Here is a 22694-nt window from a genome sequence, read left to right as displayed (position 1 = left end):
TCTATTGGAACAGATGCGGGCGAACGGTTCTTGGATCCGTCACCCTTGCATCATCCAGAGGAAGCCGCGCCAATGCCTTGGCATTCAAGCGGCGGCGGCGATGACCGAAGGTCATTGGCAATAGCCCGGGTGCAAGCACCTTAACGCAATGCAGCCCACTTTTGACCAGGTTGGGATGGCTTTGATCGACGACGATGACATCAATGCCGCTGCCTGCGAGTGAGTCGGTCAACGAATGGAACGCCTCACTCAGCCCAATATCAAGTGAAGACGGGTTCAAGCCGCTTCCGGTCCGTGTACGAAAGTCACGCATGTCGAATGCATCGTTCGGCCAACCCTGCAATCCATGGTCCTTCATCGTTTTAACTTCATGCGGCGCATTCAACAGCTGCAATCCTCGCTGGCGATTTTCGGCAAGGGTTTCCGATGAAGGGGAAGCAATGTTCGACGCGACTTCGCATGCCGCTGCCCGCGCTGCGCGCGTGGGCGAAAGATGCGCACCCGCAGCAAAAGCCAGGGCTGGTCCCGTGGTGCTCGCTTCGTGGCGAATTCGCGCCGCAATCGCGCAAGCCAAAGTGCCCGTAGGCAATTGCAGAAAATCGATCTCATAGCCGTCCGCGCGAATTCGCGCAGCAAGGCCATCGATGAACGGATCTGAGAATGCCTCTGCGGGAAATGTCGGCACCACTGCATCGGCATAATAATGTCGCAGGAACGCGTCTCGCTCGAGCAGCTCCAGCAGGCCGTGGAAGGCCGCTTCCAGGATCGATCCACCAAGCGAACAACCGTTCGAGTTCTCATCAACGAAAATACCGCCGGCAATCTCGGACTTTGCCATGCCATAATATGCCAGCTGCAGAGGGACATGGACGGGTCCAGCCCGCGCGACAGAGAAGCCTTCGCACCAATCATACCGTATCTCGGGCGAAAAGGGTGAAAACACCGAACCGTCTTCATCTGGCCCGGGAGGCTCGGGCAACAGGAACAGCCGAGGGTCGACGGCGCTGTCGGAAAGCTCTTCAAAAGATCCCCTGACCGTGCGCCGCCCGCGAACCGGCCTCAACCCGGACAACCGTTCGACCGCCTCTAAACATGCGACGGTCCAATCGGTGTTGCAGTGGCCTGTTCGACCAAAGCTCCATGTGGCCGATCCAGGGCCGGAGTAGTTGTATCCATTGACGGAAGCGACCGGGATAATCCTGCTACCGCTCTGGCGGGTGAGAGATCTCACAATCCCGTGCTCGACATCGAATATTCGTTCGCGAAGGATGACCTGCAAGTGTCCCAGACTCAGCGCGCGTTCAAAGGCTGATTGGCCGGACTCGTCAAACGTGCTGGACGCCGGCGGTGGCACTTCTAGCTTGTTGCTTGCCGCACAAAGCCGGCACGATGGATGCCGCAGGAGACGGTGATCCTCCACGGTCCGGGAAACAAGATCGCAATGGCGCGCATTCGCCGCCGATTCCGGACTTTGCGACGGATAGGTAGCTATTGCCATGTCGACGAAAGCCTGTGCTGCTTCGGGCAAGCGGCACCAGCCAAGTTGATCGTCGCCAGACCAGGATACCGGCGTTTCGAGTAGCTTGTCTTGATATCGCCAGAGCTCAAAGCAATGAAAACAAGCCGATTGGGTGATCGCCGGGATAATCCACACATCGCGTTGATCGCCAGCCACCAACAGGGTCGTTTCACCCTGCTCCCGCGCTTCCGCAACCATGTCCTGCAAACTCGAATGATCGGCCAAGTGAGCAAAGCAAAGCCTTTGACCCGGCGCGACGGCCCGTCCGATAACCGCCATTCGATCTTCATCCTGCAGGCCCAATGCAACTACCCGAACCGCACGCGACCAACCGCGAAGCCATAGTTGCTGAATTCAAGCACGTCGTTAGGTACGAAAGTAGACTCTCCCCCCTCCCCAACCAATTTGTCTGGAAGACAGTCCTCCAGCTCAGTGCCCCGTTGGACGCTGCTCAAAATTGTCCCGATTGCCTCGTAGAGCGCGCGATCTCTTGTCGTGGACAATCGGCTGGCTGATCGTTCGGCAATCTCCGCCGTGCCTACGAATGCCGCCTTATGCGGATCCGACCCGACGAACAGTTTTGGCATGCGGCCTCCAGCAAAAAGCCGGGCAAGCCTCACCATTGCATCAAGCTCGGCGTCACAGCCCTGGTCCAGTTCAACGCGTGTCTGGTTCGAGCGATTCCACAACTTATGATCCTGTGCAGCCAGCAGGGCACGAGCCATGTGTAGCGCGTCGCTCTCATCAGCTTCGACCAGCAGGGGCGAATAACTATCTGGAACAGGATGAGTTTCGCTCCGTCGGGCAATCTCCAGCAACGCACTCCGGATCGCGCGATTTTCCGCCTCTTCCGGTGTCAGACCCCATTCACAGACCGATTTTGAATCGTGCTCCGCCACACCGAACTGCGCCAAGGCAAGACTGCGATGAAAGAGCGGAAAGGGCACCCCGGGGGTGCGATCATCAGTCCAACTCATTAGACGCGTATCGCGATCGAACAAGGGCGCAAGGTGACCTTCGGCCTGCGGGATCGCTGCAAGCGATGCGCTGTCAACGTCAAACGGCCCTGATGACAGCAGTGCTGCATCCAACTGTAACCTCCGCACCGAACCGTCGCGCCGGAACAGCCGCATCTCATTGGCCTGTCGGCCGTCTTCATCCTGAAATGGCTGCAAATGTAGCTGTAGCGCCTCATGAGCAAGCAATGCGCAGAATCCGCTGACGACCGCTTCACTCAAGCCCTCGTCAAGGTCTGGAAGTTTGTCCAGCAATGCGGGCAAATGCGCCAGCCTGTTGTGTTCTCCCGATAGCAAGGCTGCCAACGGCCCCCGCATGGCCGCGCCTACTACACCGGCGCAGTCTCCGACTTCCAACGCTCGATGCGCGTCCGATGAATTTGTCGCGACCCAGATCCATAGCGGTTTTTGCTGGGACAACTGTTGACCATCGGGCTCGCAGCCCTGCACAGAATGTACGCCCAAGCCGGTGCAATAGCGCCCAATCTTCTCGGTCAGTTCGCCCGGCGCAAAAATTCTCACGTCTTGCTTGCACCAACTCGTGAGAGCGCTTTGCCAGTCTTCGCACCTGTCCTGGACCAGACGGACGACTTCATTGGGCACCTGACGGCATTCTGCCGGAACCTCACCGCTCGCCGTAAGCATGTTCCGGCTTGTGAGTTCGACTACCAAACGATCGAGCAAGCTCTGAACCGGCTCGGGAATGCCTTGGTGGATTTCGTCGATTGAGCGGGTTCCATCCAGTAACCCGAGGAGGCGCGTAACAGCTGAAAAAACCTTGCTGCTTCCACGCATCTCGAAACTTCTGCGTCCATGCTCGACAAGGATACCTGCGTTCGTTCGCCGCCAGATCACCGACGGTTTGAGACGGGACGGTTCGATACCGGTCACAGGCTTGGCTGCCTCAACTGGTTTCCGCTCTCGAACACATTTGTCATCACGGACGGATAATGCCGCCGCAAAAGCTCAATAGTGGCCCGAAAAATCATGATCCGGCGCGTAGTGGGTAGCGCAATGAGGGGAGCCAGGTCGTAGATCAAACTCATGAAAATCCTGTATGCCATGTGATTGGGATGGGCGGCTGTGCGGCGAGCTTCGTCAGCCGTGTGGGTTGCGGACAGGATATCGGCCAGCAAAGTCCCGGCACTTTCGCTCAGGCGGTCGCGCTCGGCTGGTGCGATTTCGGCAACCAAAGTGCAGACTCCCTTATAGGCAGTCTGGAGGCAACTGAGGCGTGCGGCCAAATGCTCGGGCAGCGTCGTGTCGTGCTGGAAAAGCCCATGCGTCTTTTCTGACGCAGCAAGAACCGGGATCAACCGCTCTGCCGCTTGAAACGCCGGTTGTACCGCGCTTCCCCCCGTCCGTTCAAATGCCCAAACTTGCCCTATCAGTGATAATGGCCACAAGCGCAGACCGTCCGCCCAATCGATACGGTCAAGCAACAGGAATGTTTCGCCTACGGCGATGAGACGAGAGGGCGCGTCCTGGGGATGACCTTTCATCAGGCAGGACAAATTGCCGAACATAGCCTCTCGAAAATCATCACGAACGCTTGCAAGTTTCGGCAAGCCGAGAGGGATTTGACTGTGAAAGGTGCCGCGTTCCAGTTGCACCGCTAGACCTGAGCTTTGTGCGGCTTTCTCGATACGCTCTTCAAGTTCCAACCATTCGAATGCTCCGCGAACACCGACGAGCACTGAATTCTTCCGTTCGGGACACAGACTCAAGGCAAAGGTAAAACCTGTCTCAGTGGAACAGCAGGTCAGCGCCTCCCACAACAGCGAGACTCCTGAACCCCAATCGGTTGGATCGGGAAAACCGACGCGGAGGCCGTACTCAATCATCGATCAACCTGTGGCAGGTGATCTCAACCGCCAGTTCCGCCGCCACAGGTTCCCCGCCGCACGTGTAGCTTCCATCCGTTGGCGACGGCAAAGCCTCACACAGCAGCAATCCCAGAGTCGATTTCCTGGCGGCCTGTTGGAACAGTTCAACTCCGAGGGCGCAATTGCGATCGAGCGGCATGGGTTTGTACAGGCGGGGCTTCTTTCGATTGTGGGGTCGATCCAATGGCCTTTCGTCTCCTGGCATGGGAAAGGCATTGGCTTGGTAGAACAGATGCACCGGCAGGCCTTTTTGATCGGCCCAAGTATTGAATGCCCGGAAAAAATCCGCTGACCCGATTTCCACATCGGGCAGCTCTTCAACTGACACCAGCCAGGTTCGACGCAAGACGATCACATCATCGATACTTACCCGCGCAAGCGCACAGAAACCGTCAAAACCCTCCATGGCGCGACGAATGATCGAAGTTGAAAGCCCCGAATGTCGCCAGTGATTTACGCAAAGCGCATGCAATGCCTGATACTGTTTTGGCAAAGACATGGGATTGAGCGCAGCAACGAATATGGGAGCGTATTCTTGTCCTTCGGGACCTCTTACACGCAACTCGTCCGGACGGCTGCCCCGCTCAACCCACAAAGACTTGATATCGATCAATTCACGTTCGCTGCAGTCGGGAATTGGCGGAATGGAAAGGGCAAGGTCCACGAGATCGGGATGCGCACTTGCGTTGAATCCGAAGGCGGCATTTATCTCAAACGGAATGCGTGGACCGAGTGTTCTGCGTAGGTAATCGCTTTGCTCTGGGGCCTTTTTCCGAGGAAGGAAACGGGTCAATGTCGAGCATGCCCCGGGGAATATCTGATTGAGGACGAAGGTCTTCCCTCCCCCAATCGACTGGATATGGAACTGCAGCGATACGTAGTCGAAATCGTGCCCACTTGTCTTGTCGGAGAAACTCTCAAGTTCACCAGAGGACAACCGGATTTCCTCGCAAGATCGTGCCTCTGCAGCGAGATCATCGAGAAACCTTGCACCGCCACGATTTATCGGATCCGGGTCGAATTCACCAGTGGCTCCGGGCATCCCCATCGCGCGCTGAAGAATCTCCGACTGGGTTTCCCCTCCAGCATCGAAATATGCTTGCACGAATGAAGACAGCGGCTCCTTGCCTTCCGAACCACGTGGGTTCCGATCATCGAAGAGACGGCGCATCCCGGCCAACATCTGAGCACTCGGCGTGTCGGCCGCTAGCGCAGGCATGGCACGACACAGCGACGTCAACGTGGCGATCAAAGAACCGGGCAGACGGGGATGGCGATCGCCCAATCCCCCAGCTCGCGCGTCGACCGTCAGTATCGACCGGACCGCTTCGCTACCCTGAATACCGGCAGCCTCGTGCAGCCCTGCGAATTCCTCTTGGTATTCTCTCACGAGAACGCGCGTCGGTAGGTCTTCGTCAACGCTCAATTCGCAAAGTGCCTCGATCCTGGGGCCGATGGCTGATGCCAGGTGCGGGGCAAGTAGTTTCGTCGCTGCGCGCGCCCAAGCGAGGCCATCCTGATGGTCATGGAGCATCGGAACCAGGAGTTGGGATTGCCACGCAGATCGGAGGGCCTTCTCCATTCGATCACTCACATGCTCGCCGCCTGCAGTCCCTAGGACCTGTCGAAGTTCAGCGACGGTCATGAAACCGTGGCCATGCGATCCAAAAACCCTCGCTATCGCCGAGATCGCTCCGGACCGACCGGAAACTCGCTCGAGTTGCGCGCCTGACAGTATGGCATTGGGTGCTTCATCAAAGCGACGCTTCCACCAATCCCAAGCCCCTTCTTCGCTAAAGCTCAATGACCGGTTGAGTGCGACTGGCGCGTCACCAGCCAAATTTTCCCAATCGATCAGAAGGTGTTGCATGAGCCGCTGGAGCAAAGCGGAGCGTACCTTCCTGGTACAGCTAATAAGCTCGGGTGCGCCGATGCCTTGCCCAACCGTGTATTCCCCCTCCCATCCTGCCGTCCAAACGGGACCAAATGTGGCGATGGGACTGGTTTTCCGGGAGGCGCGAAGAAGATATCGCATGGCGGTCGAGGTAAGTTGGTTGAACTCCTTGTCGGTTAAGCCAGTTCGATCCGCCCTCGCAGCTTCAAGAACGTCGTAGAGAGCAGGGTTGATCACCGCGAGACCTGCGCCCAGGCGACCATCTGCAGTGCCATTCAGCGCGGCAATGCGCGTCCGCAGCCTCTCTTCTTCATGTGCCCGCTCGTATTGTGTTCGCGTTGCTTCGGAGTCCTCGATCGCTTGATAAGCCGTATCAATAAGTTGTCGATCGCTTGAGCCGAGCCAATCTACCGCGGCTCGGTTCCTCTCGCGTCGAAGAGCCCGATGGTTGAAGAGATCGCGTTTGATGGTGATGAGCCCACGGCCAATCTCCGGACTCGCTTCAAAACCGCTGGGCACCAGGACTTCCAACCTGGAACAGGCAGCCGCGACAGCATGCATTCTTTCCAGATCCGCTTCTTCGACCAGCAAGAGCGCTCTTGCTGCCGTGTGATCGGTCAGCAAGGAGTGGGAAATGGGGAGGCCAGCAAGCCGGACGAATAGATGGGGCGCTACCGTGACTGCGGAGCGCGCCGCCAAAGCAGACTGATCTTCAACGAAATTTCGCGCAGTTGCATCCTGCATATCCGAGGTCAATTTGCCTGGAGAGCGCTGATCGACATAGGAATTGGAGACACCAAGGTTTGCCAGGATCTCTTGCTGATTCACAAACTGCTACAGTTCACCAAGAATCCGGGAAATCCATTGTCAGTGCACATCAGATCACCATGAACCAGTAAATGTGGTGAGAAACATCGGATCAATAATGTCGATTCCCAGCATGCGCCGCGTAACGGCTTGGTACAATCGCCAAACAATTCGGAATCGCCTTCACGCAACTTGGCAACTCGAATCACCTGGCAACCCATGCAAGAAGGGAGATGTGGCGGCATGAATGCTGCCGCCACGCCCCGATCAGGCTACCTTGTCGGGCTCCTCACCATCACAAGAGCAGCTGCATCCATTGCACGAGAAAATAATGCATGAAGCGGCCGTCTCAGCCCGGGCAGCGCCGGCCGAGGTTTCAACCACATCGACATCGAATGCATCGAGTTCGCCAAGATCAAAGTCGTCGAAATTCACTGACATCTTTTTCATCTTCGTCACCACTCCTTACCAAGGCATTTTTTCTCACTGACAAGCCCCAATTATTAAGAACCTGCCGCCTTGGATGGGTGACCTTGTATAGTAGATTGATCGTCCGTCAATCTATCGATGTTGAATTCATGTCTTGTACTGATCTCGTTTAGCGGAGTGAATATCCGTTATCATATCGGAATAACGCGAATTCGTTATCGACGTGTATCCGAAATATTCGACAAATCGCGTCCCCAAATTTGATTTGGCTAGCCTCCTCGCAAAAGCTGTACGCCCCAGTCACGGTCGAACAAGTAAAGTAGCACTCTCGCTGCTTCACCGCGGTGCGAGTTGAGGCCGCCATCGCGATCTATCAGCAGGCGGGCATCATCATGAGCGATCGGTAGCAGACGCTGTATCTGCTCAAGGTCCGCAACCCGAAACGGCGTGTCGCCCGATTGCCGCGTGCCCAGCAACTCGCCGCCGCCGCGAAGCGCGAGGTCCTCCTCGGCAATACGGAACCCGTCTTGCGTTTCGCGCATCAGGGCAAGGCGCTTCCGTCCGGTTTCTGACAGGGCCTCCCCACGTAGCAGAAGACAGACGGACTTCTCCGATCCACGCCCTACTCGGCCGCGCAGTTGGTGCAACTGGGCGAGGCCGAAACGCTCTGCCTGCTCGATCACCATCAGCGTAGCCGCTGGGACATCGACACCGACTTCGATGACTGTAGTCGCAACCAGCAATTTCGCCTGGCCGCTGGCGAAACGCTCCATTGCGGCATCCTTGGCCGCCGGTTCCAATTGGCCATGGACCAGCACGACGGTGTCACCGAACCGTTCCCTCAATACCGCATAGCGCGCTTCGGCCGCGGCGAGGTCAGTGGTCTCACTGTCATGCACCATGGGGCAAACCCAATAGGCCTGCTGGCCGCTTTCGATATGGCGCCCGACTGCATCGACGACCTCGCCGAGCCGATCCTGCCCAACAACGCGGGTATCGATGGCCTGACGCCCGAGCGGCATTTCGTCGAGCTTGCTGACGTCCATCTCGCCATATTGCGCGAGGGTCAGCGTGCGCGGGATTGGGGTGGCGGTCATAGCCAGCGTATGCGGCGTTCGCTTGCCCTTGCGAGCCAGTTGCAACCGTTGGGCAACACCAAAGCGGTGCTGCTCATCGATCACCACCAGTCCAAGGTCTCGATAGTTCACCGAATCCTGGAAGATCGCATGTGTGCCGACCACGATCTGGATCGAACCGTCGAGCAAGCCCATCAGGATACTCTCGCGCGCCCGACCCTTGTCGCGGCCAGTCAGCAGCGCAACCTCCACGCCCGTCGGGCGAGCCATGTCACGCAGGGTCTCGAAATGCTGTCGGGCGAGGATTTCAGTTGGGGCGAGCAAGGCCGCCTGCGCTCCGGCCTCGACCGCGACCAGCATGGCCTCGAGCGCGACCACAGTCTTACCCGCACCGACATCGCCTTGAAGCAGGCGCAGCATCGGCGCTTCCTGCGCCATGTCGCCTTCGATCTCGGCAATTGAACGCTTCTGCGCCCCCGTAAGGGGGAACGGCAGTTGCAACCTGTTGCGCAGTTGGCCAGTGCCAACCAAGGCCCTGCCCCTGCGTTGGCGATTGTCAGCCCGCACCAGCATCAGCGCGAGGCTGTTGGCGAGCAGTTCATCATAGGCAAGCCGATCGCGTGCCAGCGCGTTTTCGGACTTGTGCGCCAACTTGAGCGCATCGGCCCAGTCCGGCCATTGCTGCTTCTCGAACTGGCCCGGTTCGATCCATTCGGGAAGCCGTGGTAGGTTGCCCAGGGCTTGTCCGACCAGGCTCGCCACCTTTGGTTGGGTAAGCCCTTCGGATAATGCATAGACCGGCTCGCACAATCGCTGCAGGCTCTCTCCGCCTTGCTCCAGCACATGGTCAGGATGGACGATCTGCAGCATGTCGCCATAGCGCTCCAGTTTTCCCGCCACCCAGCGCAGCTCGCCCACCGGCAGTAGCTTCTTGGCAGTGTAGCTGGCACGCCCGAAATAGGTCAGCGCGCAGATATTGCCGATCGCATCCTGCGCAAACACCCGGTGCGGCCCGCGATTGTTGCGCGATGGGCGGTGCTCGGTCGCGGTAAGCGCAATGACGATCTGTTCACCCTCGCCTGCTTCATCGAGGTTCTGAACCGCCCGCCGGGTGACGAAGCGGTCGGGCAAGTGGTAGGCAACATCGCGCACCCGGGTGAGACCGAGCTTGTCGAGCGGCTTCTTCAGCTTCGGCCCCACGCCGTCGAGCGTATCGACCTCAGCAAACAGCGGGTTGAGGATATCCGGGCGCATGATGGCACCTATAGCCGCTTGCACGCCCATTGCGAGTGCCCTACCCGGCCCGCATGACCGACTTCAGCACCCGTCTCGCCCGGGCCAAGTTTCGCGGCTGGCATCGCGGCACACGCGAGGCCGATTTCATGATCGGCGGGTTCTTTGATCGCTATGCCACAGGCTGGAGCGAAACCGAGCTGGCATGGTTCGAAGCGTTGCTCGATGAAGATGACGTCGACATCATGGCGTGGGCGCTCGGCACACAACCGGTGCCGGATAGCTTTGCCGGTGCGCTGATGGATGCCATGCGCAAGCTCGATTACGTAGATATTCCACGCTGAACCTTGGTCGGGGTAGCGCGGTCGCATCGGACCCGCTATCGCCGCCGCATATTCAATCCGTTGCACCCCCTCCCGAACTCGGAAGGGGGCTTTTGCGTATGCAGGAAAGCCCGTTTCGATGCCCGATCTCTCCCGCATCCTGAAAGCCGACAAGCAGCTTACCCTCGCTTCGGTCGCGCGCGGTGCGCAGCCGCTGGTGGTGAGCGATCTTGCCCGAGCAGCAAAGGGTCGAGCGGTATTCATCGCCCCAGACGAAGCAGCCATGCATGCCGTCACCGAGGCAGCCAAATACTTCGCACCCGAACTCGAGGTCATCGAGTATCCGGCCTGGGACTGCCTACCGTATGACCGCGCCAGCCCTGCGCTGAGCGTCAGCGCCAAGCGGCTCGCCGCACTGCATCGCCTGCAAGCGGGCAAGGCCGGCGCGCAATTGCTCGTCACCACCGTCAACGCTGCACTGCAACGAGCCCTGACACCGTTCCGTATCCGCGAGAGCGTGCGCGAATTTGCCGTCGGAACCGAGATCGGGATGGAGCGCCTTTCCGCCCTGCTCCGCCGTCAAGGTTATTCGCGCGTCGACACAGTGGTCGACAGCGGCGAATACGCCATTCGGGGCTCGATCGTCGATATTTTCCCCTCGGGTCTGGAGCAGGGACTGCGGCTCGATTTCTTCGGCGACGAGCTTGAGAGCCTGCGGTTGTTCGATCCCTCGACGCAAATGAGCACCGAGGTCATCGGATCGCACCTCCTGCTGCCCGCCAGTGAAGCCTTGCTCGACGAAGACAGCATCAAGCGATTTCGCGGGCGGTACCGCGAGCTGTTCGGTGCAGCGGCGACGCAGGACCCGCTCTACGAAGCTGTGAGTGATGGACGCCGTCTTGCCGGGATGGAGCACTGGCTGCCGCTGTTCGAAGACCGGCTAGTGACGCTGTTCGACCATCTCGGGGCAGATGACCTGGTAGTCGTCGATGGCGCCGCCACCAGCGCGGTCGAAGAACGTCTCAAGGATATCACCGACTATCGCGAAAGCCGTAGCAACGCGACCGGGCAGGCCAAAGGAGGCTATCGCCCGCTCGATCCGCAGGCGCTCTACCTGGCCCAAGACGAATGGCGAGACCTGCTGGAGCAGGCCCCGGCGCACCGCACCACCCTCTTTGCCGAGCCTGAAAGCGAAACCGTAGTCGACTTCGGGTTTGCCTCTGCGCGCGATTTCACGCCTGAACGCGGGCGCGGTGACAACATCTACGAAGTCGCTGCCAAACATCTCAAAGGACTGGCAAACCAGGGCAAGCGTCCGCTCCTTGCTGCCTATTCAACCGGCAGCCGCAGCCGCATCGCATCAATCCTCTCGGAGGCGGGTTGCGAAACCAAGTTGGCGGACAGCTGGCAGGAAGCAATTGGGCTGTCCGCCAAAGGTACACCTGTCGCGCTGGTCCTGCCGGTCGAGACCGGCTTTGCCAATGACCAGATGGAGTTGCTGACCGAGCAGGACCTGCTCGGCGACCGCCTTGTTCGCAGAAAGAAAAAACGCAAGGATTCCGATGCGTTCCTTGCCGAACTTCAAACATTGAACCGCGGTGACCTGGTGGTCCATGTCGAGCATGGGATCGGCAAGTACCTGGGTCTTGAGCCCATCGCCGTCGGCAAGAGCCAACACGACTGCGTGATGCTGGAATACAAGGGCGGTGACAAGCTCTACATCCCGGTCGAGAACATCGATGTCCTCAGTCGCTATGGCTCATCCGAAGATGCAGCGATGCTCGATCGCCTCGGCGGGGAAGCATGGCAAAGACGCCGCGCCGCCATGCGCGAGCGGATCCGCGAAATTGCCGGCGAGCTGATGAAGACCGCCGCACTCCGCGCCCTGCGCAAGGCTCCGGTGCTCGCAACCGACGAATCCTCCTTCAACCAGTTCGTCGAGCGCTTCCCGTGGGAAGAAACCGACGACCAGGACCAGGCCATCGCCGACGTCCTGCGCGACCTCGAGAGCGGCAAGCCAATGGACCGGCTCGTTTGCGGCGATGTCGGCTTCGGCAAGACCGAGGTGGCCCTGCGCGCTGCCTTCGTCGCCGCCATGAACGGGCAGCAAGTCGCCGTTGTAGCTCCTACGACCCTCCTGGCGCGCCAGCATTTCGAGAATTTCTCCGAACGTTTTGCCGGTTTCCCCCTCAAGGTTGGCCGCCTGAGCCGGCTCGTCCCGGCCAAGGAAGTCAGCGACACGCGCGAAGGCCTGAAGAACGGCGATATGGATATCGTCGTCGGCACTCATGCAATCCTGGGCAAATCGACCGAGTTCAAGAACCTCGGCCTCGTCATCGTCGACGAAGAACAGCGCTTCGGAGTGACCCACAAGGAGAAGCTCAAGCAATTGCGCGCGGATGTTCACATGCTGACGCTTACGGCAACTCCGATCCCACGCACGCTACAAATGGCGATGACAGGATTGCGAGAACTCTCCACAATCCAGACACCGCCGGTCGATCGCCTGGCGGTCCGGACCTACGTGATGGAATGGGACGACATGGTAATGCGCGAGGCCTTGCTGCGCGAACATCATCGCGGTGGGCAGAGCTTCATCGTCGTGCCTCGCATTTCCGACATGGAAGGCGTGGAACAATGGCTGCGAGACAATGTGCCAGAGATCAAGGCAATCTCGGCGCATGGCCAGATGGGCGCTGGCGAGATCGAAAAGCGCATGAGCGCCTTCTACGAGGGCAAGTACGAGGTGCTGCTCTCCACTACCATCGTCGAAAGCGGGCTCGACCTGCCCAATGCCAACACCATTATCATTCACCGCGCCGACATTTTCGGCCTCGCGCAGCTATATCAGCTCCGGGGGCGTGTTGGGCGCTCGAAGCTGCGCGCCTACGCTTATCTCACCTACGCCGCCGACACCCAGCTGAGCGAAGTCGCGGAGAAGCGGCTCAAGGTTCTGGGCGATCTCGATTCGCTGGGTGCCGGGTTCCAGCTCGCCAGCCACGATCTCGACATTCGCGGTGCCGGCAACCTGCTGGGCGACGAGCAGTCGGGCCATATCCGCGAGGTCGGGTTCGAACTTTACCAGTCGATGCTGGAGGAAGCGATCCTCGCCGCCAAGGCCGGTGACGCCGGGCTGCTTGAAGATCGCGATCCGCTCAGCCCGCAAATCACCGTCGACGCGCCGATCATGATTTCGGAGGAGTACATCCCTGACCTCGCTGTTCGCATGGCGCTTTATCGCCGCCTGAACCAGGCCCAGGATAAGGCCGAGATCGAAGCATTGGCGGCCGAGATGATCGATCGCTTCGGCCCCTTACCCGAAGCCACCGCGAACCTTGTCCGACTGATCGAGATCAAGCACCAGGCAATCACTGCAAATATCGCCAAGATCGATGTTGGCGCGAAGGGTACGCTGGTGACCTTCCATAAGGACGATTTCCCCGACGGTCCCGGCCTTATTGCCTATGTCGACAGGCTCAAAGGCACCGCCAAACTGCGCCCCGACATGAAACTGGTCATCAACCGGGCCTGGGGCGATCCGCAGAGCCGCCTCAATGGCCTGTTCCAGCTGACCAAGGGCCTGAGCGGCGTTGTGCGCAGGTATCGCAAGGCTCAAACCGCCAGCTGATCCTCAAGCAAGGCCCGAAACCGCTCCGCTGGCATCGGCGCAGCGCGCAGGAAACCCTGGAAAGTGTCGCATCCTTCCTGCGTCACAATCGCCAATTGCCGTTCAGTCTCGATCCCCTCGGCGATAACACGCAGGTCCAGGGCGCTGGCCATTGCAATGATACCGCGCAGCACGGCAAGGTCGCGCGCATCGGCGGCGATGCCGTCGACCATCGAGCGGTCGAGCTTGAGATAGTCCAGCGGCAGGATCTTGAGATACCGGAAGTTGCAGAATCCTGCACCGAAATCGTCGAGAGCGATCCTGAGGCCGGCTTCGCGCAGCGTATCAAGCGAGACAGCCACTCGTGCGAGTTCTCCCAGCAGGACTTCTTCGGTTATCTCAAGCGTGAGCCTGCGAGGATCAATGCCCGATGCGTTCACACGGGCAAGAAACGCAGGTGCAAAGTCTGGTGCCGCCACTTCCTCCGGCAGGACATTGACGGACAGGCGGAATTGCCCCGGCCAACGGGCGAACTCCGCGAAGGCATTGTCGACAATATGTTGCGACAGGCGAATCCTGGCTCCCTGTTCCGCCGCGATGGCGAACAAAGGTCCCGCACCTATCTCGCCCAGGTCAGGGTGCTGCCAACGGGCAAGCGCCTCAGCCCCGATCACCTGTTCGGCCGGCAAGCCATATTGAGGCTGATACACAGTCTCGATCTCGCCACGCCCGATCGCGGCGGCAAGATCAGGTGAGTGATCGAGCACACGGGCCAGCTGTGGGTCGAGGAGGTTCATTTCGGACACCCCCTTTCCTAACCGGCAGCGGTCAGGAAATCTCGTGCCAATCCGCGAGCGTTGCCAAATGGCACGGTCCTTCATAGTTAGGGCGCGGTTGCACAACCGGGAGGGGCAGCTTGGCCAAGGATCATCACATCAAAACGCTGGCCCTGCTTGCGACTGATACCGAGCGCGCGCAGGAAGCGGCTGCAGAGCTTTCGCAAGATTTCCAATTCGTGCCATTGGAGGAGGCCGACGCTGTTGTCGTCCTCGGCGGCGACGGTTTCATGCTCCAGACCCTGCATGCAATGCTTGAGGCTGGAGATGTCAAGCCAGCCTATGGCATCAATCGCGGAACTGTGGGGTTCCTGATGAACAGACCACGCAAACGAGCCGACTTGCTGGCCGCAATCAACCGTGCCTCTGCTCGAACGGTTGCGCCACTGCGCATGGTGGCGACCGATCAAGACGGCAGACAACATGCCACCTTCGCGATCAATGAGGTGTCGTTGCTGCGTGAAACGCGCCAGACAGCCAAGATCGAAATCTTGGTGGGTGACAAGGTACGCATTGCCGAGCTGGTCTGCGATGGAGTGCTGGTTGCAACACCGGTCGGTTCGACGGCTTACAATCTGTCCGCCAACGGCCCGATCCTTCCGCTCGATTCGCAGGTCCTTGCCCTCACCCCGATCAGCGCCTTTCGCCCACGCCGGTGGCGAGGAGCGATCCTGCCCGAATACAGCGACATTACCTTTCGCGTACTCGAGCCTGCCAAACGCCCTGTCGCGGCCGTTGCCGACCAGCGTGAATATCGCGATGTTGCGGAGGTTTCCGTCGCTATCGATCGCTCTTCGGAGTTCACTCTGCTGTTCGATCCGGGGCATTCGCTGGACGAAAGAATCGTCGCCGAACAATTCGTCACCTGAAGGGCTTGCCAAACGGAATCGGCTTCCATATACGCGCGGCTCGCTCGGAAACGGGCTGCTCCCCGATAGCTCAGCGGTAGAGTAGGTGACTGTTAATCACTTGGTCGTTGGTTCGAATCCAACTCGGGGAGCCATTCTTTCCTAAAGCCCCAGCAAGAGCCGCGATCCGACCCAGATCGTGAGCGCAGCCGTCATCCAGCGGATGACCCGGGCCGGGAACACTTTCAGCGCCAGCAGGCTCCCGATTTGGCCGCCGATGACCACTGCGATCATCAGCGGCAGGCCAAACGTGACCGCTGATCCCAGCGTATCCGGACCATTCTTGAGCAACTGACCGATCAGACCGAATAGCGAGTTGATGAGTATGAAGAGACTCGCTGTCGCTGCAATGCTCTTTGCTTCGTTCCAGCGCGTCAGGTGCAGCAGCGGAGCGAGAAAGATACCCCCGCCGATCCCGACAAGACCGGACAGATAGCCCAGTGGCAGCGCGACCAAGGGCATCGCCTTGGCCAACCGGGATGGCTCTGCTCCAACGGAGCTGTGCGGCAGAAACAGCGCCAGGCCTGCCAGCACCAGGCTACTCCCCAGCAACAGGAAGAACTGCCCTTCTCCGATTGGTGTAAGACCGCCCAGCAGGGCTGCGGGCGCAGCCACGCCCGTCACGGCCAAGGCACTTTTCCACGGCGTAACGCCTGCCCGGGCGAACCGCACGGAGCTCCCCGCCACCACCGCGATATTGCAGACGAGAGACAGCACCGGGAGAAGGCGATAGTCGAAGCCGGCAAGCGCCAGCAGGGCGCTGTAAGTCGAACCGCCGCCAAACCCCACGCTGGCATACAGTATGGCTGTGATGAGGAAAGCGGCAGCGAGCAGCGGCATGCACGGTCCCTATACGTGCAGGGGCGCGAGTGCTAGCCCACAAGCCGCGCGGCGCGGGAGGACGGAATGACACCTGACGACATAACGCTCGGCGACGGGCTTACCCGGGTCCTGCAACCCGAAGCAGACCAGCTTGGTGACATTACCACAGATGCCTTCACCAACGATCCGTTCAACCGCTGGCTGTTCGGCAACACGAAGGCGATGGGAACCGCTTTCAAAGGTCTAGCCCGGCATCTCTACGCACCCCGCGGATTTTGCTACCGGATCGGCGACGAAGGCGCGGCGATGTGGATGCTGCCGGGTGGCAACAGCGACTTGCCCCTGGCCGCCATGCCAACGGTCCTGCTCGCGGGCTTGCGCAGCAGCCGTGGCGGGTTTCGCCGGATCAATCGCACGGTCGAGGCAATGGAATCTCACCATCCCAGCTATGACCACGCCTATCTTTTTACCATCGGCGTGAGACAGCGCGCACAGGGTAAGGGGCTTGGCCGCAAGCTCATCCAGCCTGTGCTTGACGCCTGCGACGATGCGAGGGTCCCGGCCTATCTCGAGAATTCCAACCCTGACAATCGCGGCTTTTATGGCTCATGCGGTTTCGAGCGGGTGCAAATGATCCATTCCGTGGAAGGATCGCCCCCGCTCGAAGCCATGGTCCGCCAGCCGCGCTGACGGAGCAGGCAGCGCTTTAGACTGCCGCTCCGTGGCAATGCTTGTACTTGTTTCCTGATCCGCAAGGACACGGCGCATTGCGGCTGATCTCCTGCCCCGCATAGGGGTTATCGGTCACGGTGGCAGCGCCGCCCGGACCAAAGGCCGCACGCGACGAACCGGCAAGTGCTCCAAACAGTTCGGGCCTGTTGGCAGAGCCATCACCATCGTTGGAGTTGTCGAGACCGGTCAACGGATCGATATGGCCGGTGAGGAAATCCGGTAAATCCGGCAGCTCCTGCTGTGGCGGTGCAGCCATGCGGAACTCGCTCTTGATCAGGATACTGGTGATATCCTCGCGCAGCTTGTCCAGCATTCCTTCGAACAGGCCAAACGCTTCCTGCTTGTACTCGTTGATCGGCTGCTTTTGCGCATAGGCGCGCAGGAACACCACCTGCCGCAGCGCGTCGAGCGTCGCGAGGTGTTCCTTCCAGTGATGATCGAGCCGGTCGAGCAGGATGCCCTTCTCCACCCGCTTCCACATACCGGCGTCGGTTGCGGCGATCTTGGCTTCCATGATTGCGTCCGCCTCGGAGCGAATGCGTTCTTCGAAGACTTCTGGCTCGATCGCTTCCTCTTCCATCCACGCTTCGATCGGAGGAGTCAGGCCGAGGACTTCTTCGACCCGTTCCTTGAGCCCTTCGATATCCCATTGCTCAGGATAAGAACCGGGAGGACAGGCAGTCATGACAAGACCGTTGACCGTGTCATGGCGCATGTCGATCACGACGTCGTCCACGGCTTCACTGTCCATGATCTCAGCGCGCTGTTCGTAGATGACCTTGCGCTGGTCATTCATCACGTCGTCGAATTCGACGACCTGCTTGCGGATGTCGTAGTTGCGCGCTTCAACCTTCTTCTGGGCGGTCTCGATAGCCTTGCTGAGCCATTTCGAACCGATCGCCTCACCATCCTCGAGGTTGGAGTTCATCATCCGGGCGAACAGCGTGTCCGGCCCGAAGATGCGCAGCAAGTCGTCCTCCAGGCAGAGGTAAAAGCGGCTGAGGCCCGGGTCGCCCTGACGGCCCGAGCGCCCGCGCAGCTGGTTGTCGATGCGGCGGGATTCATGGCGTTCAGTACCGAGGACGAACAGACCGCCAGCCTCGAGAACCTTCTCGCGTTCAGCTTTCACTTCAGCCTTGATGCGATCGATCGCCGCTTCACGCTTGGGACCCTCTTCCAGATCCTTGAGCTCGTCCTCGATCCGGAACTCGACGTTACCGCCGAGCTGGATGTCTGTCCCGCGGCCGGCCATGTTTGTAGCGATGGTGACCGCTCCCAATCGGCCCGCCTGGGCTACGATATGCGCTTCGCTCTCATGGAAGCGGGCGTTGAGGACGGCGTGTTTGACGCCCTCCTTGTCGAGGAACTGGCTGAGCAACTCGGATTTCTCGATCGAGACCGTACCGACCAGCACTGGCTGGCCGATCTGGCTCTTCTCAGCGATCGCCTTGGCGATGGCCTGGAACTTGTCCTGCGTGTTCTTGTAGAACTCGTCTTCTTCGTCGATCCGCTGGACCGGAACATTGGTCGGAATCTCGACCACATTCATCTTGTAGATGTCCCAGAATTCCGAGGCTTCCGTCGCAGCGGTACCAGTCATGCCGGCGAGCTTGGGATACATGCGGAAATAGTTCTGGAAGGTGATCGAAGCCATGGTCTGGTTTTCAGGCTCGATCTTCACACCTTCCTTGGCTTCGACGGCCTGGTGCAGGCCATTCGACCAGCGCCGTCCATCCATCATGCGTCCCGTGAACTCATCGATGATGACGACCTTGTCGTCCTTTACGATGTAGTCAGTGTCCTTCTTGAACATGATGTTGGCCTTGAGGGCCTGGTCGAGGTGGTGAACCACCTGCGTATTTTCGACATCGTAAAGGTTGTCGGTTTCCAGCAGGCCGGCGTCCTTGAGCATCTGCTCGACCGCCTCGTTGCCTTCTTCGGTCCAATTGATGTTCTTGGTCTTCTCGTCAGCCTCATACCACTCCGGGTCGATCTGCTTCACGACTGCATCGACAGTTACGTAAAGATCGGTCTTGTCCTCGGTCGGGCCAGAGATGATCAGCGGCGTGCGTGCTTCGTCGATCAGGATCGAGTCAACTTCGTCAACGATGGCGAAATTGAAGGGTCGCTGCACCATGGCACTGCGCTCGTGCTTCATATTGTCGCGCAAGTAGTCGAAGCCGAATTCGTTGTTGGTCCCGTAGGTAATGTCGGAATTGTAGGCTTCGCGACGCTCCATCTCGGAAAGGTTTGGTACGATCACTCCAACCGTAAGCCCGAGCCAGTTGTAGAGTTGCCCCATCCATTCAGCGTCGCGCCGGGCGAGGTAATCGTTGACAGTGACGACATGCACGCCCTTGCCCTCGATGGCATTGAGATAGGTGGCTAGCGTCGCGACGAGGGTCTTGCCTTCGCCTGTCTTCATTTCGGAAATTTCGCCACGGTGAAGCACGACACCGCCGACCAGCTGGACATCGAAGTGCCGCATTCCGAGCACGCGGATCGAAGCTTCTCGAACGGTAGCGAAGGCTTCGGGGAGGATGTCATCGAGGGTCTTGCCATCGGCGAGCTGGTCGCGGAATTTCTGCGTCTGAGCCTTGAGCTCATCGTCGCTGAGCGCCTTGACCTGCTCTTCCAGCGCGTTGACCTGGTCGACGACCTTGCCGATCGATTTGACGTAGCGATCATTCGACGAGCCGAAGATCGATTTCATGAACTTGTTGATCATTGGAATTATGCCTGACGGGACTGATATAGGAAAATCGCTCCCGGCTAGGCGCGCGGGAGCGGTCGCATTCTGGAATGTCGGACAGGTGCCCTATTCGTAGGCGCGGTCGCTGCCGAACATCACCGTCGGCAGGTAAACTCTCACCGGCTTGGGGAGCGCGCAATCGCGCGTATCTTCACGCTTCGTCGGATTACGCTCGCGCTCCTTGCGCAAGCGGCACTCCTCACGCTTTTCGTCGGACTTGTCCTGCGATCCGGCCTGAACTTGCGAACCAAGCAGATCACCCATTGCGGCGCTGGCAGGCGTGCCGACAGCGGCAAGCCCGGTCAGGAGCGCAAGCAAGGTGAGGATATAGCGACGCATGAGCCCCAGATAGGGGTTTCGCCAGCAGTCGTCCAGCCACGTTGGTGATTTACCCAGCGGAGCTTGCACCGTAGAGGGCATTGCATGGACCTTGAGACATCCCCTCTCGCACGCCCGTTTCCAGACATGCCAGCGATCGAAGGCGTCACACTGCGAACAGTGCGCGCCGGCTACAAGGGGTGGGACCGAGCCGACCTGACGCTGATCGAGTTTACAGAAGGCACCTCTGTGGCTGGAGTGTTCACAAAGAGCGCCTGTGCCTCCAGTGAAGTGGAAATCGGTCGCGAGTCAGTGAAGCATGGCAGCGCCCGCGCCCAGGTAGTGAACGCAGGAAACTCCAACGCATTTACCGGCTATCGTGGGCGTGAAGCTGTGGAACGGATCATCGCCAAAGTCGCAAGCCATGCTGGTTGTGCGAATGACGAAGTCTTCGTGTCTTCGACCGGAGTGATCGGTGTCCCCCTACCCATCGATGTTGCAGATGCCGGCCTCGACACCGCTTTCCGTGCAGAGCCGTGCAATTGGGAGGACGCAGCGCGGGCGATTTCGACAACCGATACATTCCCCAAGGGTGCCCATGCTTCCGCGATGTTAGGAGGCACTCGCGTCGAGCTTTGCGGGATCATCAAGGGCAGCGGCATGATCGCGCCGGACATGGCGACAATGCTGGGATACATCTTCACCGATGCGGCGGTCGCGCCCGCTTTCCTGCAACAGCTGCTCGAAAGAGCAAAGCTCCGCACCTACTCGTGCATCACTGTGGATGGCGACACTTCAACCAGCGATACGGTGATGGTATTCGCGACTGGCAAGGCCGGCAATCCGCCACTGGCATCCTTCGATGATCCTGGTGCCGATGCCTTTGGCGCAGCGCTCGAAGACGTCTGCCGTCAGCTCGCCCAGCTAGTGGTTCGCGATGGTGAAGGGGCGAGCAAGTTCATCGAAATTCGCGTGACGGGAGCCGTATCCGATGAAAGCGCACAACGGATCGGCCTTTCGGTAGCCAACTCCCCGCTCGTGAAGACTGCCATCGCCGGGGAGGATGCCAACTGGGGGCGTGTCGTCATGGCTGTCGGCAAGGCTGGTGAACCGGCGGACCGCGACCTGCTTTCGATCGGGTTCGGCGGGCATTGGGCAGCCAGACAAGGGCAGCCCCTTCCCGATTTCGACGAAACCCCTTTGGCAAAGCACCTTGAGGGGCAAGACATCGCCATCGATATCGAAATGGGTATGGGGGCCGGTCGCGCGACCGTTTGGACCTGCGATCTCACCCATGGCTACATCGCCATCAACGCCGATTACCGCTCATGAGCGAGCAGCAATGAGCGCACTCGACGAGGAAATCCTGGCGCTGATGCGCTTTGCAGCGGAACGTTCGATCCTGCCGCGGTGGCAGAACCTGCGGGAGAGCGAAATCGAAGAGAAAGCCAAAGGCGATCTCGTAACCATTGTAGATCGGGAGGTGGAGGAGTTCCTCAGCGAAGCGCTAGAAAAGCTACAGCCCGGCATCGCGATAGTAGGCGAAGAAGCAGCGCACTCGGATTCGTCTGTCCTTGATCGCCTGTCGGACCAGTGCTGGATCATCGATCCGATTGACGGGACTTCGAACTTTGCGAAAGGTTCGGGGCATTTCGCGATCATGCTGGCGCTCGCCGATGGCGGTGAAACCATTGCCAGCTGGATTTACGATCCTGTCAGGCCGCGCCTGCTGACTGCCCGCAAGGACGGCGGCGCATCCGTGGATGGCGAGAAAGTACGCGCGGCAGCTAGCGGAGAGGACCCGCCTCTCCTGTCAGCAATGACGCGCTTCATGGCTCCGGACCAACGCGAGCTTTTCGAGGCCGAGATCGCACCTCATTACGGCAAGGCTACCGCACCCGGCTGCGCCGCAGAGGAATATCCGCAAGTCACCTTTGGCGACCGCGACATCGCTATCTACGAGCGGACCCTTGCCTGGGACCATGCGGCAGGTTGCTTGTTCCTCAACGAGGCCGGCGGCAAATGCGCACGACAAGACGGTTCGTCCTATCGCGTCGACAGCAATCGCAAAGGGATGATCGCCGCCGCCAATTCCGCCCTGTGGGACGAATTCGTCAGCCGGCTCGATCAGTCGGGGTATCGTCCGGGCGGCTGACCACCCGGACAATTCAATTCTCAGAGTTCGCCTTCGAGCCAGGCCTTGAGCTGGCTCTTCGGCCGTGCGCCGGTCAACTCGGCAATCTTCTCGCCACCCTTGTAAAGCGCAAGATAGGGAATTCCCTGGACTCCCAGCTGGCTCGGCGTGTCGGTGTTGGCCATGATATCCATCTTGGCAATTGTGACCTGGTCCGCGAGCTCAGCGCTGATCTCTTCCAAAGCGGGTGCGATCATCTTGCAAGGGCCGCACCATTCGGCCCAGAAATCGACGAGGACGGGCTTGTCTGAATCGATGACGTCGGCCTTGAAGCTGGCATCGGTGACATTGACGGTAGCCATGGTGGCATTCTCCTGTTGGTTGGTACCAATCTAGGTGCTG

17 protein-coding genes and 1 tRNA gene are annotated in these 22694 nt (G+C 59.5%); 7 read left to right on the top strand and 11 right to left on the bottom strand.

What is annotated here, in order from left to right; all coding sequences use genetic code 11:
* Position 1 precedes the first annotated feature (1 nt).
* The 6 genes from QPW08_RS08025 to recG form a co-directional block, all read right to left on the bottom strand.
* The gene (locus QPW08_RS08025) at positions 2 to 1798 is read right to left on the bottom strand and encodes a YcaO-like family protein (RefSeq protein WP_284125209.1); all 1797 of its coding nucleotides are present in this window, start codon (positions 1796 to 1798) and stop codon (positions 2 to 4) included.
* 29 nt (positions 1799 to 1827) lie between these two features.
* A complete protein-coding gene (locus tag QPW08_RS08020; RefSeq protein WP_284125208.1) occupies positions 1828 to 3426 on the bottom strand; it encodes a hypothetical protein in 1599 nt (532 codons plus the stop codon).
* Positions 3423 to 4379, bottom strand: coding sequence for a hypothetical protein (locus tag QPW08_RS08015; RefSeq protein ID WP_284125207.1), 957 nt, complete (start codon positions 4377 to 4379; stop codon positions 3423 to 3425). Before QPW08_RS08015 ends, QPW08_RS08020 begins: the two co-directional genes overlap by 4 nt.
* Positions 4372 to 7143 carry a hypothetical protein gene (locus QPW08_RS08010; protein ID WP_284125206.1) on the bottom strand — a complete coding sequence of 924 codons (2772 nt, stop codon included), beginning with the start codon at positions 7141 to 7143 and terminating at the stop codon, positions 4372 to 4374. The genes QPW08_RS08015 and QPW08_RS08010 overlap by 8 nt, the downstream gene beginning before the upstream one ends.
* A 246-nt stretch (positions 7144 to 7389) precedes the next feature.
* Positions 7390 to 7581, bottom strand: coding sequence for a hypothetical protein (locus QPW08_RS08005; RefSeq protein WP_284125205.1), 192 nt, complete (start codon positions 7579 to 7581; stop codon positions 7390 to 7392).
* Between the two features lie 239 nt (positions 7582 to 7820).
* Positions 7821 to 9881: an ATP-dependent DNA helicase RecG gene (recG, locus tag QPW08_RS08000; protein ID WP_284125204.1), complete on the bottom strand. Its 2061-nt coding sequence runs from the start codon at positions 9879 to 9881 to the stop codon at positions 7821 to 7823.
* Between the two features lie 53 nt (positions 9882 to 9934).
* On the opposite strand from recG, the gene QPW08_RS07995 reads away from it, so the two are divergent.
* The gene (locus QPW08_RS07995; protein WP_284125203.1) at positions 9935 to 10204 is read left to right on the top strand and encodes an FAD assembly factor SdhE; all 270 of its coding nucleotides are present in this window, start codon (positions 9935 to 9937) and stop codon (positions 10202 to 10204) included.
* Between the two features lie 118 nt (positions 10205 to 10322).
* Positions 10323 to 13811 (top strand): transcription-repair coupling factor, encoded by a 3489-nt coding sequence (gene mfd / locus QPW08_RS07990; protein WP_284125202.1) that lies wholly within the window; start codon positions 10323 to 10325, stop codon positions 13809 to 13811.
* Here mfd and QPW08_RS07985 read toward each other — a convergent pair.
* Positions 13796 to 14587 carry an EAL domain-containing protein gene (locus QPW08_RS07985; protein ID WP_284125201.1) on the bottom strand — a complete coding sequence of 264 codons (792 nt, stop codon included), beginning with the start codon at positions 14585 to 14587 and terminating at the stop codon, positions 13796 to 13798. The two genes, mfd and QPW08_RS07985, sit on opposite strands and share 16 nt — an antisense overlap.
* 119 nt (positions 14588 to 14706) lie before the next feature.
* On the opposite strand from QPW08_RS07985, the gene QPW08_RS07980 reads away from it, so the two are divergent.
* Complete coding sequence (locus QPW08_RS07980; protein WP_284125200.1) at positions 14707 to 15495, top strand: NAD kinase; 789 nt, start codon at positions 14707 to 14709, stop codon at positions 15493 to 15495.
* 59 nt (positions 15496 to 15554) lie between these two features.
* Positions 15555 to 15629 (top strand) — tRNA-Asn (locus tag QPW08_RS07975).
* A gap of 7 nt (positions 15630 to 15636) precedes the next feature.
* Here QPW08_RS07975 and QPW08_RS07970 read toward each other — a convergent pair.
* Complete coding sequence (locus QPW08_RS07970) at positions 15637 to 16374, bottom strand: sulfite exporter TauE/SafE family protein (protein ID WP_284125199.1); 738 nt, start codon at positions 16372 to 16374, stop codon at positions 15637 to 15639.
* Between the two features lie 66 nt (positions 16375 to 16440).
* Here QPW08_RS07970 and QPW08_RS07965 point away from each other — a divergent pair, with 66 nt between their 5' ends.
* On the top strand, positions 16441 to 17046 hold the full coding sequence (locus QPW08_RS07965) for a GNAT family N-acetyltransferase (protein ID WP_284125198.1): 606 nt from the start codon (positions 16441 to 16443) through the stop codon (positions 17044 to 17046).
* Positions 17047 to 17062: 16 nt separating this feature from the next.
* Here QPW08_RS07965 and secA read toward each other — a convergent pair whose 3' ends face one another.
* The gene (secA, locus tag QPW08_RS07960; RefSeq protein WP_284125197.1) at positions 17063 to 19816 is read right to left on the bottom strand and encodes a preprotein translocase subunit SecA; all 2754 of its coding nucleotides are present in this window, start codon (positions 19814 to 19816) and stop codon (positions 17063 to 17065) included.
* Between the two features lie 90 nt (positions 19817 to 19906).
* Complete coding sequence (locus QPW08_RS07955) at positions 19907 to 20179, bottom strand: hypothetical protein (protein WP_284125196.1); 273 nt, start codon at positions 20177 to 20179, stop codon at positions 19907 to 19909.
* 84 nt (positions 20180 to 20263) lie between these two features.
* Here QPW08_RS07955 and argJ point away from each other — a divergent pair, with 84 nt between their 5' ends.
* A complete protein-coding gene (gene argJ, locus QPW08_RS07950) occupies positions 20264 to 21490 on the top strand; it encodes a bifunctional glutamate N-acetyltransferase/amino-acid acetyltransferase ArgJ (protein ID WP_284125195.1) in 1227 nt (408 codons plus the stop codon).
* 10 nt (positions 21491 to 21500) lie between these two features.
* Positions 21501 to 22313, top strand: coding sequence for an inositol monophosphatase family protein (locus QPW08_RS07945; RefSeq protein WP_284125194.1), 813 nt, complete (start codon positions 21501 to 21503; stop codon positions 22311 to 22313).
* A gap of 20 nt (positions 22314 to 22333) precedes the next feature.
* On the opposite strand, the gene trxA is transcribed toward QPW08_RS07945, so the two are convergent.
* Positions 22334 to 22654, bottom strand: coding sequence for a thioredoxin (gene trxA / locus QPW08_RS07940; protein WP_284125193.1), 321 nt, complete (start codon positions 22652 to 22654; stop codon positions 22334 to 22336).
* Between the last annotated feature and the right edge of the window lie 40 nt (positions 22655 to 22694).

The sequence above is a fragment of the Parerythrobacter aestuarii genome, assembly GCF_030140925.1.
GTDB classification, from domain to species: domain Bacteria; phylum Pseudomonadota; class Alphaproteobacteria; order Sphingomonadales; family Sphingomonadaceae; genus Parerythrobacter; species Parerythrobacter aestuarii.
Note: the sequence above shows the minus strand (reverse complement) of the source record. Positions and strands in the feature narration are given on the sequence as shown.